12 protein-coding genes are annotated in these 14,465 nt (G+C 63.7%); 11 read left to right on the forward strand and 1 reads right to left on the reverse strand.

Annotation, left to right across the window (positions count from 1 at the left end):
• The first annotated feature begins 589 nt into the window (after window positions 1-589).
• The 10 genes from B0B13_RS12420 to B0B13_RS12470 all read left to right on the forward strand — a co-directional run bounded on the left by B0B13_RS12420 (window position 590) and on the right by B0B13_RS12470 (window position 11,176).
• Complete coding sequence (locus B0B13_RS12420) at window positions 590-1,042, forward strand: hypothetical protein (protein ID WP_139337416.1); 453 nt, start codon at window positions 590-592, stop codon at window positions 1,040-1,042.
• A gap of 148 nt (window positions 1,043-1,190) precedes the next feature.
• Complete coding sequence (locus tag B0B13_RS12425; protein ID WP_076785817.1) at window positions 1,191-2,654, forward strand: MFS transporter; 1,464 nt, start codon at window positions 1,191-1,193, stop codon at window positions 2,652-2,654.
• Window positions 2,651-4,240, forward strand: coding sequence for an FGGY family carbohydrate kinase (locus B0B13_RS12430; RefSeq protein WP_076796717.1), 1,590 nt, complete (start codon window positions 2,651-2,653; stop codon window positions 4,238-4,240). Before B0B13_RS12425 ends, B0B13_RS12430 begins: the two co-directional genes overlap by 4 nt.
• 18 nt (window positions 4,241-4,258) lie before the next feature.
• Window positions 4,259-5,938 (forward strand): glycerol-3-phosphate dehydrogenase/oxidase, encoded by a 1,680-nt coding sequence (locus tag B0B13_RS12435; protein WP_076796718.1) that lies wholly within the window; start codon window positions 4,259-4,261, stop codon window positions 5,936-5,938.
• Entirely contained in the window at window positions 5,935-7,494 is a 1,560-nt protein-coding gene (locus tag B0B13_RS12440) for an FAD-binding oxidoreductase (protein WP_076796719.1), read from the forward strand. The genes B0B13_RS12435 and B0B13_RS12440 overlap by 4 nt, the downstream gene beginning before the upstream one ends.
• A gap of 9 nt (window positions 7,495-7,503) precedes the next feature.
• Window positions 7,504-8,115 carry a glycerol-3-phosphate responsive antiterminator gene (locus B0B13_RS12445; RefSeq protein ID WP_076785821.1) on the forward strand — a complete coding sequence of 204 codons (612 nt, stop codon included), beginning with the start codon at window positions 7,504-7,506 and terminating at the stop codon, window positions 8,113-8,115.
• Window positions 8,112-8,420, forward strand: coding sequence for a putative quinol monooxygenase (locus tag B0B13_RS12450; RefSeq protein ID WP_076796720.1), 309 nt, complete (start codon window positions 8,112-8,114; stop codon window positions 8,418-8,420). Before B0B13_RS12445 ends, B0B13_RS12450 begins: the two co-directional genes overlap by 4 nt.
• A complete protein-coding gene (locus B0B13_RS12455; protein WP_076796721.1) occupies window positions 8,417-9,574 on the forward strand; it encodes an iron-containing alcohol dehydrogenase in 1,158 nt (385 codons plus the stop codon). The genes B0B13_RS12450 and B0B13_RS12455 overlap by 4 nt, the downstream gene beginning before the upstream one ends.
• A gap of 589 nt (window positions 9,575-10,163) precedes the next feature.
• On the forward strand, window positions 10,164-10,754 hold the full coding sequence (locus B0B13_RS12465; protein WP_212667366.1) for a PPC domain-containing DNA-binding protein: 591 nt from the start codon (window positions 10,164-10,166) through the stop codon (window positions 10,752-10,754).
• Window positions 10,751-11,176, forward strand: a complete 426-nt coding sequence (locus tag B0B13_RS12470) for a PPC domain-containing DNA-binding protein (RefSeq protein ID WP_076785826.1) — start codon at window positions 10,751-10,753, stop codon at window positions 11,174-11,176. Before B0B13_RS12465 ends, B0B13_RS12470 begins: the two co-directional genes overlap by 4 nt.
• Before the next feature lie 2 nt (window positions 11,177-11,178).
• Here B0B13_RS12470 and B0B13_RS12475 read toward each other — a convergent pair whose 3' ends face one another.
• Window positions 11,179-12,078 (reverse strand): LysR family transcriptional regulator, encoded by a 900-nt coding sequence (locus B0B13_RS12475; RefSeq protein WP_076785827.1) that lies wholly within the window; start codon window positions 12,076-12,078, stop codon window positions 11,179-11,181.
• 105 nt (window positions 12,079-12,183) lie between these two features.
• On the opposite strand from B0B13_RS12475, the gene metE reads away from it, so the two are divergent.
• Window positions 12,184-14,463 carry a 5-methyltetrahydropteroyltriglutamate--homocysteine S-methyltransferase gene (gene metE / locus B0B13_RS12480; protein WP_076796723.1) on the forward strand — a complete coding sequence of 760 codons (2,280 nt, stop codon included), beginning with the start codon at window positions 12,184-12,186 and terminating at the stop codon, window positions 14,461-14,463.
• The last annotated feature ends 2 nt before the right edge of the window (window positions 14,464-14,465 follow it).

The raw sequence follows: 14,465 nt of genomic DNA on the forward strand, positions 1-14,465 counted from the left end.
TACTTGCATTCCGTACAACGATTTGACTTGCCATTGATGGGGTAAAGGGTATCCGCCATGAACGTAATAAATCCGACATGGTGCATAGGTTCAGGCAAACGCAATGGATTGAATGGCCTATGCCCGCGTCAATTCAGCGTTGCTTGTCGCGGACTCGATGAGCCGATATTGCAACGGTAAGACGTACGCCTGAACGGACTGGTCAGCCGGTTGCCCTCAATTGACGAATCCCATGCAGTTCAAACGATTGATAACGCAAAAGGCCATGCAATTCATTGCATGGCAGTAATCGCCGCATTGCGCCGCCGGGTTCATCCAAACCACGAGGCGCGTCTACGACATCGAACCGCTCCCGATGGCGCGCAGCCCTATCTGTACGGTTCGATCATGCTGGCCAATGTGAAGGCAAAAGCCACGTGGCCGTTTCCCTTAACGTGGAGGCAACAACGCTGACAATGAACGAGCGTAGTGCAGGCAGGCCTGGACAGCAGGCGACAGTACAGCAAGACACGAACGGACCGGTCCCACCTTTGCGGATTAGGTGCCACGGGTGTCGAAGGCGGGACACAGCGGCATCGGAGGTGGCGGCATGAGCTTCGAGTCAGGTCCACGCGCGAACGCCGCCTTGGAACGGCCGTTGACACGTGACGAGCTCAGCCGCCATGCTGTCGCGTTCGAGGTGGCCAAATGGCTGCATATCGGCGCGGCGGCGGTCATCGTATTGCTGTGCATGATGATTATTTACCGCGCGCTGCAGGATATCGACGCAGGCCACGGCGGACAGTGGAAAATCGCCGCGGCGTTGTTGATCGGCCATCTGGCCGTGCTCTGGGCCATTTTGCGCGCGATGCGCAGCAATCGATATCGGCCGCTGGGCAAAGATGACGAACCGGCTGCCACGCTGCTGCTGGAGGGGATGCGGCACGACGCGCAAGTGCAGGCCTACTGCCAGGCCATCCAGGACGAGCCACGCGCGTTGACGGGCCATGACATCGACGTCTTACAGCGTTATCGCCAATCCATGAGCGTAGGATCCGGCTAGTTCATCCGCGCTTGACACGCCGCCCGCACTCGCCGTAAAGTGAGCGCACAGATCTAGACAAGAGACTATCTGTAAGATGGTCTCTTGCGCGCATCGATCGTGTTGTCTGTTCAGGCCTCTTACAGAATCATGGGAATGGAGGCCGGCAGTGCAAGCCATCGCGATCAAGATTCGTGGCATTGAAGACATCATATCGTTCCTCGACTCACAGCCCCGCATCGCGGGCAGAGCCGGCCTCATCTGGTGGCTGTCGCTCGGTGGGTTGTTTCTCGACGCATTCTCGAATTCAGCGCTAAGCGCGGGCCTCGGGCCGATGACGCGCGATCTCCATCTGACGGCGGCGCAGGTGGCGCTCATGACATCGTTCGCATCATGGGTGGCGATTGCATTCAATCCAATCGGCGGTTGGATGGCCGACCGCTGGGGCCGGATCCGCCCCCTAGTCATCGCGAAACTGCTGTCAGTGCTCGGCGCAGTGCTGGTGGTATTCGCGCCGCGCTTTGAAGTGATCCTGCTGGGGCGCTTCTTCGTTGGCATGGCGTATGGCATCGATTTCGCGATCGCCATGGCCATGCTGGCCGAGTTCACACCAGCACGCTTGAAAAGCCGCCTGAACGCGTGGCAAGGCATGTGGTACACGGCGGTATGCACGAACTTGTTGTTGGCGTTGCTGTTCCACTCATGGAACGTTGGGGATTCGATCTGGCGCTACTCGGTTGCGGCCACTGCCGTATTTGGCGTCGCCATTTTGCTCATGCAGTTTGCATTCCTGATTGAAAGCCCGATTTGGCTCGCTCGCAGGGACAGACTGGATGACGCGGCCCGCGCGATGGCGCAAATCTATGGTCGACCATTCGTCGCTGCGCCGCTGCATGAGCGCGTGCCGCTGGTTAACCCGGCAACGCGCGGGCTGGCCAACGTGCTGTTGATCTTTCGCGGTGTGTACCTGCCGCGCACGGTCCTGGCGGCCACCGTGCAGATCGGACAATCGATCGAGTACTTCGCCATCGGCTGGTATTTGCCGCTGATCAGCGCGGCGCTGTTCGGCAAGGATTTCGTGTACGCGACGCTCGGTGCACTAGTGTTCAACGTATTTGGTATCGCGGGTGGCTTCACTTCGCCGCTGATCGCGCGCCGACTGGGCTTGCGGCATGCATCAGCCATGGGATTTGCAGCGGTCTTCGCGATGTTGCTGATACTAGGCCTGTTCCATGCCCAGATGCCGCTATGGGCATGCGTGGTTATTCCATCGTTGTTCATTCTGCTTCATTCCGGCGGGCCGGGAGCGAATGGCAAGAGTCTGTCGTCACTGTCGTTCCGCGGCGAACTGCGCGCCAGTGCCAACGGCGTTGTCGGCGCGCTCGGCTCGATCGGTGCGGCGCTGGGACTGCTCGTCTTCCCGCTGTTCCTGGAACGATACGGCCTGGAGCAGACCTTCCTGATCCTGGCCGTCGTGCCGTTTGTCGCCAGTGTGATCTGCTTGACGATTCGCTGGGATCCCACGCGCACAACGATCACTCCGGATAACGAGCCGGACGCACCCCAGTTCAAGAATGCCCCGTCGTCCAAGCCAGCGTTGACGAACCCCGCCATCGAGAAGACCCAACCATGACCGCGCATCGAAACGCCATCCTTGCGATCGACGAAGGCACGTCTGGCACACGGGCCGCGCTAGTCGACGCCAGTGGACACGTATCCTGCCTCGAATATCTGCCGCTACACGTGGACAGTCCGCAACCAGGGGTCGTCGAGCAAGATGCGAATGCGATCCTGGACAAGACCATCGCGGTCTGCTACGCGACGCTGGCACAGGCTGCACAGCAAAAGGTGCGTATCGTCGCGGTGGCCATCGCCACCCAGCGGGCAACGGCCGTACTATGGGACACGCACACGGGACGGGCACTGGTCCCCGCGATGGTCTGGCAGGATACGCGTCATGCGGCCGATCTCGAGCGCCTGGCCGCCACCTGGGACCGCAGGTTGGTGGCAGGCGTAGGCCGACCCGCCGGCGTGCGCTCGCCGTATCTATGGGCGGCCCATCAACTACGCACGGTGCCGGCGATCGCCGACGCGTTCCGCGCCCGCCGCCTCGCGTTCGGCACGATCGACACTTGGCTGCTATGGCACCTATCCACCGAGCGTACATGCGTGACCACGCCGACCAATGCGACTTCGGCGAGTGCCTATTTGCTGGGCGAGCATCGGTATTTCGACGCCTGGATCGATGCGCTGGGCTTTCCGCGTGAGCTGCTGCCGGCGTTGCGCGAGGACGCGGACACGTTCGGCCGCACCCGGCCCGAGTTACTCGGGATCGACGTGCCGATCCTGGCCTGCGCGGGCGACCAGCTTGCCGGCGCGATCGGACTCGGGTGCCTCGACCGTGGGCAATCGATGTGCGTACACGGCACGGGCAGCTTCGTCGACCTGCTGACGGGCCCGGCCTTACCGTGCACCACGCTCATGGATGAGCATGGGCACCAGCACCAGCACCAGCACCAGCACCAGCACCAGCACCAGCACCCACCATCATACGGCGCAACGCTGGCCATAACAGCGCGCCGCCATGGCGGCGTTTCACACTATTCGCTCGAAACCTTCGTCGCCACGACGGGCTGCGCACTGAATTGGGTTTGCGACACGTTGCGCTGGTTCGACCATCCGGCGCAGATCAGCGCCCTGGCCCGCACCGTGTCGTCGGCGCGCGACGTGCTGTTCGTCCCCGCATTGACTGGGTTGCGCGTGCCGCAGATGGAACCCTGCGCCCGCGCATCGCTATCCGGGATATCCATTGCGACCACGCGGGAAGAGGTCGCGTTCGCTCTCCTCGAGGGCATTGGCCATTCGGTGACGTCATGCATGGAGGCGAACCAAGCGGTGGCACGTATCGACGTGCATGAGCTGGTGGTCGGCGGCGGCCTATCGGGCAGCGACGTGCTGCTGCAGATCCAGGCAGATCTGAGCGGCCTGCCGGTGCGGCGTATCCGCGAGAGCGACCGCGCGAGCCTGCGCGGCGCGGCGTTCCTGGCCGGCGCCTCGGGCCTGTTGTGGGACTCACTGGACGCGGCACGCGCCACGCTGGTTACCGACGCGGTGTTCGAACCGTCGCCCGACACCGGCTTGCGGCAACAGCGGCGCGCGAGATGGCACGCGCGCATCCAATCTGAACTTGCCCATGCGGCCGATTTCGATCACGGTTGAGTACGGAGATTCACCAGTATGATTTTCTTACCATCCAGACGGCCCAGGCAGGATCGGGCTGCGATGACAGCCACATCGCCACTGCACGTAGTGCGTGAGGAACAGCTCGCGCGCCTGGGCGGCGACACATTCGACATGTTGATCGTCGGCGGCGGCGTCACCGGCGCCTATGCGGCACTGGACGCGAGCCTGCGCGGCTACCGCGTCGCGTTGGTCGAGAAAAGTGACTTCGCATCCGGAACGTCATCCAAATCCTCGAAGATGGTTCATGGCGGCCTGCGCTACATCGAGCAGGGCAATCTCAGCCTGGTACGCCACTCGCTGCTGGAGCGGCAGCGCCTGCGCCGCAATGCGCGCCACCTAGTGCAACGGCTGCCGTTCCTGTTCCCAGTGATGGAGCGCGGCGGCGTATTCGACAAGCGCCTGGCGAAGGCCTTCGAGAGCCTGTTGTGGACGTATGACCTCGCCGGCGGCTGGCGCGAAGGCATCCTGCACCAGAAACTGACCAAGGCTGAAGTGCTGTCGCACTGCCCAACGTTCAACGAAGCGTACTTAACCGGCGGCTTCATGTATTTCGATGCGCGCGTGGACGATGCGCGGCTGACGCTGACACTGGCGCGCACCGCGGCGTTCCACGGCGCGGCGCTGGCCAATCATGCGCGCGTGGCCGAGGTTACCCGTAATGCGCAAGGACGCGTCGATGGTGCAATCGTGCATGCCGACGGCCGCGAGATCCGCGTGCGCGCCGGCGTGGTGATCATGGCAACCGGCGTCTGGCTGCGCGACTGGGACGGGCGCCGCAAGGGGGATGCACCAGCGCTCCAGGTACGACCAGCCAAGGGCGTGCATGTGGCGATTCCGTGGTTGAAGATTCGCAACGACTGCACCGTCACGATCCCGGTGCCGGGCCGCAACCGGCGTGCGACGATCACCCGCTGGGGCAACGTCTCGTACCTGGGTACCACCGACGAAGACTACGACGGCAACCTGGACAACGTGTACTGCACACGGCAAGAACTTGATTTCCTGCTGGAAGGCGCCCGCTCGGCTTTGAAGACGGACCTGCAGCCGCACGACGTAGTGGGCAGCATCGCCGGCTGCCGGCCGCTGGTCGGCCCCCCCGGCGGCAAGACGATCGAGATGCGCCGCAACCATGAGATCCACATCGCGTCCGACGGCCTGGTGACGATTGTCGGCGGCAAGCTGACGACCTCCCGGCACATGGCGGAGCAGACCATCGACGCGGCGCAGACAGTCATCGGCAAACGCGCGCCATGCCGCACGAAATCGGCCTACCTGCTGGGCGCGGCCGGCTACGACCCGCAGGCGATCGTCGCCTCGGGCGGGCTGGCCGCGCATCTGGGCGAGCGCTACGGCACTGAGGCGCGTTTCGTCAGCGACCTGATCGATGCACGCCCGTCACTGCTCGCCCCGATCGTCGAGGGCTTGCCGTACAGCGAAGCGGAAGTGGTCTACGCTGCGCGCCATGAGTTGGCGCGCAGCGTAGACGACGTGCTGTCGCGGCGCACGCGCGCACGATTGATGGCGCGCGATGCGTCAGCCCGCGCCGCACCGCGCGTGGGTCAGATTCTAAAGGCGGAGCTCGGCTTGTCCGACGCGCTCGTCGCCAGCCAGGTGCGCGACTACGTCGCGGCCGTCCAATACGAGAAATCGGTCCTCATCGGAGATAACGGATGATCAGCAAGGAAGCCATTCAGCGCGGCTACAACCGCGGCAATTATGTCGTCGGCGCTCACACGCCGCCACCGTACTCGCTGAACCTGCCCAGTGTGCCGTACGACGCGCCGGCCGGCAGCATGCAACGCGCACCGGTGCAGGTCTCGGAGCGGCAATGCGACGCGCTGCGGGAAATCGCCGACGAGGTGATCACACAGCCGGCACAAGTGGTCGCGTGGACCCGTGACTGGTGGGCTGCCTCGATGGTCACGGAAACCGCCGGCCGGCCGGCCTCGCCGCACGCCGTTGTCGTACGCGTGTCCAGCGTCGCGCAGGTCCAGGCGGTAATGCGCATTGCGCATGCGGCGTCGATCCCGGTGACGGCGTCGGCCGGGCGCAGCAACGTCACCGGCGCGGCGCTGCCGGTGCGTGGCGGCATCGTGCTGGACTTATGCGGCCTAAACCGGCTACTCAGCGTAGATCAAGAAAGCCAGCTCGTCGAGGTGGAGGCGGGTATGTTCGGCGACGTATTCGAGGCGTCGCTGCAGCGCGAGCACCAGTTGACGACGGGACACTGGCCGTCGTCGTTTGGTATCAGCACCGTGGGGGGGTGGATCGCCTGCCGAGGCGCCGGACAGCTGTCCACGCGCTACGGCAAGATCGAGGACATGGTATACAGCATGGACGTCGTGCTGGCCGACGGCTCGCTGATCAGCGTCGGCGGCTATCCGCGCGCAGCGGTCGGGCCGGACCTGCAGCAGCTGTTCATCGGCAGCGAAGGCACGCTGGGCATCATCGTGCGCGCACGATTGAAGCTGCACCGCCTACCGGACTACGGTCGGGCGATTGCCTATGGCTTCGACTCGTTCGCCGCCGGCCTGCACGCATGCCGCGAAATCATGCAGCGCGGCGCCCAACCAGCGGCGCTGCGTCTGTACGATGCGCTCGAAAGCGGCGTGCAGTTCGGCCTGCCAGACACGAATGTGCTGCTGATCGCCGACGAGGGCACGCGCGAGATTGTGGATGCGGGGATTGCGGTCTGCGAGCAGGTGTGCAAGCCGCAAGGGCAGCCGCTGGCCGGGGAAGCGATCTTTGAGAAGTGGCTCGACACGCGGTACCTGACCGGCAAAAGCGCGGAGGGCTTCAAACGCAGCCCGGGGTTCGTCGCCGACACGCTGGAGATGGCGGGGCGCTGGCGCGATCTGGCCGCGATCTATCGCGATGTGGTCGATGCGCTGCAATCGGTGCCGGGTACGTTGGCGGGCTCCGCGCATCAGTCGCATGCCTATGTGGACGGCGCATGCCTGTACTTCTCGTTGCGCGGCGAAGTGGCCATCGAGCAGCGCGCCGCGTGGTACCGCCGTGCGTGGGACGCGGCCAATGCCGTGCTGATCCAATACAATGCGACGCTGAGCCACCACCATGGTGTAGGTCTACTGCGCGCGCCCTACATGCGCCACTCGCTGGGCAGCGCGTTCCCCGTGCTACAAGCGCTCAAGCGTACGCTGGATCCGAAGAACATTCTCAACCCTGGTAAGCTCGGCCTGGATGACGACATCGTCCCGCCGGCAAGCTGATATTTTGATATGGACAAGTCCCTCGGAGCGCGTCTGGCCCGACATCCTGTGATTGCAACGCTGTATGGCACCGAGCAGCTTGACAGCTTCATCGGCAGCGCGGCCGAAGTCGGCATCGTGGCCAACGTCGAGCTGCGCAAGCTGCAGGCGGTCGTGGTCACGCTGACGCGGGCCGGCAAGTCCGTGATCGTCAATATCGACAGCTGCGATGGGCTGTCGCAGGACAAGGGCGGCGTCGAATATCTCGTCGATATTGGCGTCACCAGCTTAGTGTCCACGCGCGTGGCGACGGTGCAGCGCGCCAACCGCGCCGGTTTGATGACAATGCAGAAGGTTTTCGTGACGGACCGCTCGACGTGGCCGCGCAGCATCAAGGCGATCGAGCAGAGCGATCCCAATTTGGTGCAGCTGATGCCGGCGCCGATGCTGCCGCACCTGCGTGAGCAAAACCGTGCGGCGCTGCCACCGATCGTCGCGTCGGGCTTCGTCTGCAATGAGCACGATGTGCGCCAGGCGCAGGCGCACGGCGCGGTGGCAGTGTCCACCAGCGACAGTCAATTGTGGAACCTGGATCGCCGCGCGGAACGCGCGACGAACCGTGGAAGAGGGAATCAACAGTGAAGCCGCCCTACTTGCAGGTCATTGCCCACTATTTCGCCAAGCCCGGGCAGAGTGAGCGCGTGCTAACGCTGCTCGACGCGCTCGCGCGCGCCACGCGCGATGAGCCGAAGAACCTGGACTACCAGTTCTTCCGCTCGCCGCACGATCCTGACCATTTTGTGATCCTCGAGCAGTATACTGATGCAACGGGGCTGGACGAGCATCGGCAAACGCCGCATTTTCAGCAGCTCGGTTACGGTCAGATCATTCCGATGCTTGAACGCCGCGAGGTCAGAAGCCACATGGTTCACGGAGCAAGCCAATGACCCCCTTCCTCTTTCAGACCGTGCCGACCGTGATCGTGGAGTTCGGCGCGGCACGCCGGCTCGGCGCATTGCTGCGCGAGCACTTCGGCACACTGAGCCGACTGTGCGTGGTCACCGACGCGTTCCTGCATCGCAGCGGACTGCTCGGGCCCGCGCTGGCGGACCTCACCGCGCAGGGCTGGCATGTCACTGTCATCGATGACGTGGTGGCCGATCCGCCCGAACAGGTGGTGCTCCACGCCGCCGCGCGTGCTTCGGCCGTCGGTGCCGAAATCGTGCTCGGACTCGGCGGCGGCTCGTCAATGGACGTGGCCAAACTGATCGCCATCCTGGTGGCCGGGCAGCAACCGCTGGCCGAGATGTACGGCGTAGGCAACGTACGCGGCACGCGCGTGCCACTGGTGCAAATGCCGACCACCGCGGGCACCGGCTCGGAAGTCACCGCGGTGTCGATCGTCACGCTCGACGAGGCGCGCAAGATGGGCGTGGTCGCGCCACAGCTGTTCGCTGACGTCGCGATTCTGGACGCGGAACTCACGCTTGGCCTGCCGCGTGCGACGACCGCGGCCACCGGCATCGATGCCATGGTGCATGCGATCGAGGCGTACACGTCGGCACGCCTGAAGAACCCGCTGTCAGACAGACTCGCGCTGCAGGCGCTGGAGCTGTTGTCCCGCCACCTGCTGCCGGCGTGCGACAACGGGCAGGACCGCGCGGCGCGCGAGGCAATGCTACTCGGCGCGATGCTGGCCGGGCAGGCTTTCGCCAATGCACCGGTGGCCGCCGTGCACGCGCTCGCGTATCCGATCGGCGGCCTGTTTCACGTGCCACACGGCTTGTGCAATGCACTCGTACTGCCCCACGTGCTGCGCTTCAACGCGAACGCAGCCGCACAGCAGTATGCGCAGCTTGCGTCGATCGTCGCACCCGACGCACGCGGCAGCGACGAAGCCAGGACCGCGGTATGGATTGCACGGATCGACGCGCTGATTGCCGCCACCGGGATCCCGAGGACGCTGCGCGAAGTCGGCGTCGGCCGGCACGATCTGCCGAGAATGGCCGCTGATGCGATGCTGCAGACCCGTCTGCTCGTGAACAATCCGCGTGAAGTCCGCGAAGCCGACGCCCTCGCCATCTACGAGCAGGCTTGGTAGGACGCCCACGTTTCGTGGACCTGGCCCACATGTCTTTCTTTGCGACCGTGGGCTCGGCCCGCACGCCTTTCTTTGCGATCTTGCCATAGGCCGACTTGGGCAGCGCGTTCCAGAACACGAATAAGCGCGGACCTGTGTAGCGCGCAGTCGGGCATGCCGAGTACCGCGACCTCATGCACGGCCGGGCTACGCACGCCAATCTCGTTTCATTAACACGCATACGTAGCGCAGCGCCGCCCGCGCAGCATCCGCTTGCGCACCACTCGACGGTCGATGTCACCGAGCTGCACCGGGAGTCGTTTCTGATATCGCCGCGCCAGACAGTGCCGTACCTTTACGATACGATCCTCACACATTACAAACGATGCGGCTTCACGCTGAAGATTCGGCCCGAAAACCGCTATTAGCAGACTATCATCAAGCTGGTCGGCCACGGGATTGGCGGGACGGCAGGGGCGCGCGCCCGGCGCAAAAGGGCTGTCGGAAAAGGCGGTGGACCAGGCCCATCCCCGAGCCGGCATCGAACTTGCGCACGACCATCGACGTCTGTCGAAGAAGGCCGAGGAGAGTCGATACCATGCATCCGACGATGCCCCCTGCCGACACGGCGCCGATATGGCCGTCACTGGCCGATCCGCGCCCGGCACATCATCCCCCAGCATTCGTCCATCCGGGGCCTCCGACATCGCCACGCATCGCTCAAGTGCTGACTCATCACAGCACGCACGAGCTACTCATCACGCTGCCGCCGGGCGCTAACTTCGCAACCGCACTGCACCGGACACTGGATGGCTTCACGCAGCGCAGCGGCTGTGCGCGCATCAGTGGCGGCGGCGTATGCGCGCACGTCGAATATCACGTCATCATTCGTGCCGCGCACGCTGGCCCACCGTACGTGTATGGCCCGCCAATCGTCTGTGACGGCGACGTCACGCTAGTGGATGCGACGATCACGATTGGTCGGTGCGAGGACGGCAGCCGCGTGCTGCATTGCCATGGCGGCATGATCGATGCCCGCGGCAGGCACCACGGCGGCCATTTGGACCTGCAGCGGACCGTGGTCGGCCATGAGCCGATGCGGGTCAGGGTATGCCTGTTCGACGAGGTGGAACTGGTCGTCTCCCATGATCCGGAAACCACCTACGACCTGTTGCAACCGATAAGGACACCGCTCGTATGAAAGACCACGTCATGATCGAATCGGGCCGCCTGGGGCGGCTGGTCGTCGCGCGCGTCAAACCTAACGAGGACCTGATCACGTCGCTGGAACACCTGTGCGACGCGCACGGGGTCGAGCGGGCGCTGGTACGCGGTGCGGTCGGCAGCCTACTCGGCGCGACACTGCTGCTGCCGCAGCGTAGTACGAGCGCGGCCATCACGGTCGAGGGTCCCGGGGTCGAAATCCTGAGCCTGTCCGGCGAAATATCGCGTATGGCCGCAACGGGCTGTGCGTCGTCGATCAGCGGCATGGTCGCGGACCCGAACGGGCGGATGTTCGCGGGACGCTTGCAACGAGGCGGCAACCGCTCGTTTATCACAATCGAGGTGTCGTTGCAGGAGTGGCTGGTCGACTCCATCATCGAAGGTCCCGCCACGCCGTGACGTTACGCTGCCGCATAGCGGGCTGAATGCCGCGCAAGCGCGACGAAGGCGGCCAGGTAGTCGGTATCGGCATCCGCCTCGCGCATACCCACGAAGATCTGCTTGTCGATGCCGTCGCGTCCCAGCCGCACCGGCTCGATCGGCATCTTGTCCGCATATTCCTGCACCAGCCAGCGCGGCAGCGCGGCAACGCCGCGGCCGCTGGCGACCATTTGCACCATGATGTCGGTGGTCTCGATCGTCTTGTGACGCTTCGGCCGCACGCCGGCCGGCACCAGGAATTGCGCATACACGTCGAGCCGGTCGATATCGACCGGATAGGTAATCAGCACTTCGCCGGCCAACTGCGCCGGCTCGACGTGCGTGCCACGTGTCAGTGCATGTCCGCGCTGGACCACCAGCACCTGCTCGTAGTCGAACACCGGCTCGAAGCGAAGGCCCGAGCGGTGCAACGGATCGGGCGTAACCAAGATGTCGATGTCATAGACGAACAACGCGCCAATGCCGCCGAACTGGAACTTCTGCTTCACGTCCACATCGACGTCCGGCCATTGTGCCAGGTACGGCGACACCACCTTAAGCAACCATTGGTAGCAGGGGTGGCATTCCATCCCGATGCGCAGCGTGCCACGCTCACCCTGCGCGTACTGCACCAGACGTGCCTGCGCGTGCTCCAGCTGCGGCAGTACGCGATTGGCGACCGATAACAGGTATTCGCCCGCCTGCGTCAGCCGCAGATTGCGGCCTTCGCGGCGCCAGACCGCCGTGCCCAGCATCTGCTCCATCTTCTTGACCGTGTGGCTCAGCGCCGATTGGGTCAAGCACAATACCTCGGCGGCAGCGGTCAATGAACCCCGCCGGTCAACCTCGCGCACGATCGCCAGGTGGATACGTTCGAGCATATTGAAATATGAAAATAACTAATGGGCCGATGAAATAATGCCACTTTTTTTCATAGATCCCAACCCCTATGATCGACGCACTCTTGACCCACCCTCTATCAAATTATGGCCATCACGCACAATCTGGGCTTTCCGCGCATCGGCGCGAAGCGGGAATTGAAATTCGCCCTCGAGTCTTACTGGAAGGGACAGTCCTCGCTAAATGAACTGAAGGCAGCGGGCGCTCAACTGCGCCAGCAGCACTGGGCCGACCAGGCGAAACTGGACTGGTCGCCGGTAGGTGATTTCGCGTTCTATGACCAGGTGCTCGACATGAGCTTCACGCTCGGCAACCTGCCGGAGCGAGTACGCGAACTGGACGGCGATTCGCTGGACAACTACTTCCGGATCGCGCGCGGGCGTTCGGCCACGGACGGCGCATGCAGCTGCGGCGTGCAGGCCGGCGAGATGACCAAGTGGTTCGATACCAACTATCACTACATCGTGCCGGAATTGAGCGCGTCCACGACCTTTTCGCTCGATGCATCGCGCCTGCTCGGTGAGTTCGAACAGGCACGTCGCCTTGGCGTGAAAGCCAAGCCGGTGATCATCGGGCCGCTGACGTACCTGTGGCTCGGCAAAGCCAAGGACGACTCGGACAAACTTGCGCTATTGCCAAGACTGCTGCCGGTCTATGCGCAATTGCTAGATGAACTCGCCGCGTGCGGTGCCGAGTGGGTGCAGATCGACGAACCGATCCTCGTCACCGAGCTCGATCCGCAGTGGCAGCAAGCGTTCGTGCGCGCCTACGACACGCTGCGCACCGATCGCGTTAAGCTGCTATTGGCTACCTACTTCGGCCAATTGCAGGAGAACCTGCCGCTTGCATGCCGATTGCCAGTGCAAGGCCTACACGTGGACACGCTCAATGCGCGCGATGAAGTCTGCGACGTCATCGCGGAGCTGCCGGCCGAGCGCGTGCTGTCGCTCGGCGTCGTCAACGGCCGCAATATCTGGAAAACCGATCTCGTCGCCACGCTCGACTGGCTCGAGCCGATCCACCGGCAACTCGGCCAGCGGCTCTGGCTCGCGCCGTCGTGCTCACTGCTGCACGTGCCGGTGGATCTGGCCAGTGAGCGCGAACTCGATGCCGAGCTACGTTCATGGCTTGCTTTCGCACTGCAAAAACTGGACGAACTCAACGTGCTTGCTACGGCACTGAACAACGGTAGGCAGGCCGTAGAGGCTGACCTGCGGGACAATCAGGCCGCCATCGCGGCGCGTAAGGTATCGGCGCGCGTGCATAACCCGGCCGTCAAGGCGGCGCTCGCGCGCATCGACGCCGACATGGAACGCCGCACCAGCCACTACCCGGAGCGCGCGCGCAAACAACACGAGCAGTTGCAACTGCCGCCGTATCCGACCACGACAATTGGCTCGTTTCCACAAACCGAAGACATCCGCCAGGCGCGCAGCCATTTCCGCCGCGGCGAACTGGACGAGGCGAGCTACCACGCGGCCATGCGCGAGCAAATCGCGCGCAGCGTGCGCGAACAGGAAGCGCTGGGGCTTGACGTGCTCGTGCATGGTGAGGCCGAGCGCAACGACATGGTTGAGTATTTCGGCGAGCAGCTCGAAGGCTATGCGTTCAGCCAATTCGGCTGGGTGCAGTCGTATGGCTCGCGGTGCGTGAAACCGCCGATCATGTTCGGTGACATCCGCCGGCCAAAGCCGATGACGGTCGAATGGATCCAATATGCGCAATCGCTGACTCACAAGCCGATGAAAGGTATGTTGACCGGGCCCGTGACGATCCTGAACTGGTCATTCGTGCGTGACGACCAGCCGCGTGCCGTGTCGTGTCAGCAGCTTGCGCTGGCAATCCGCGAAGAGGTGCTTGATCTGGAGCGCGCGGGCGTGCGCGTGATTCAGATCGACGAAGCGGCCTTGCGCGAAGGCTTGCCGCTGCGCAAGTCGCAATGGCATGAGTACCTGCAGTGGGCGGTCGGCGCGTTCCGCATTGCGGCCAACGGCGTGCGCGACGACACGCAGATCCACACACACATGTGCTATTCGGAGTTCAACGACATCATCGCGTCGATTGCGGATATGGACGCAGACGTCATCACAATCGAAACATCGCGCTCCGACATGGAACTGCTCGATGCGTTCGATCACTTCAACTATCCGAATGAGATTGGACCGGGCGTGTACGACATCCATTCACCGAACATCCCGACGCAGGAGCACATCGTCCAGTTGATGCGCAAGGCGGCCGAGCGCATCCCAGCCGAACGCCTGTGGGTTAATCCGGACTGCGGGTTGAAGACACGCGCATGGACAGAAGTCATCCCGGCGCTGCGCAACATGGTGGCCGCCGCGCATACGTTGCGCGGCACTGCATAGCG

This window comes from Burkholderia sp. b14 (assembly GCF_900156195.1).
GTDB lineage: Bacteria > Pseudomonadota > Gammaproteobacteria > Burkholderiales > Burkholderiaceae > Mycetohabitans.

Bases quoted from the DNA above. Each gene is read 5' to 3' on its own strand.
- B0B13_RS12420 (WP_139337416.1), top strand. From the start codon at position 590: ATGAGCTTCGAGTCAGGTCCACGCGCGAACGCCGCCTTGGAACGGCCG.
- B0B13_RS12430 (WP_076796717.1), top strand. From the start codon at position 2,651: ATGACCGCGCATCGAAACGCCATCCTTGCGATCGACGAAGGCACGTCT.
- B0B13_RS12435 (WP_076796718.1), top strand. From the start codon at position 4,259: ATGATTTTCTTACCATCCAGACGGCCCAGGCAGGATCGGGCTGCGATG.
- B0B13_RS12440 (WP_076796719.1), top strand. From the start codon at position 5,935: ATGATCAGCAAGGAAGCCATTCAGCGCGGCTACAACCGCGGCAATTAT.
- B0B13_RS12445 (WP_076785821.1), top strand. From the start codon at position 7,504: ATGGACAAGTCCCTCGGAGCGCGTCTGGCCCGACATCCTGTGATTGCA.
- B0B13_RS12455 (WP_076796721.1), top strand. From the start codon at position 8,417: ATGACCCCCTTCCTCTTTCAGACCGTGCCGACCGTGATCGTGGAGTTC.
- B0B13_RS12465 (WP_212667366.1), top strand. From the start codon at position 10,164: ATGCCCCCTGCCGACACGGCGCCGATATGGCCGTCACTGGCCGATCCG.
- B0B13_RS12470 (WP_076785826.1), top strand. From the start codon at position 10,751: ATGAAAGACCACGTCATGATCGAATCGGGCCGCCTGGGGCGGCTGGTC.
- B0B13_RS12475 (WP_076785827.1), bottom strand. From the start codon at position 12,078: ATGCTCGAACGTATCCACCTGGCGATCGTGCGCGAGGTTGACCGGCGG.
- metE (WP_076796723.1), top strand. From the start codon at position 12,184: ATGGCCATCACGCACAATCTGGGCTTTCCGCGCATCGGCGCGAAGCGG.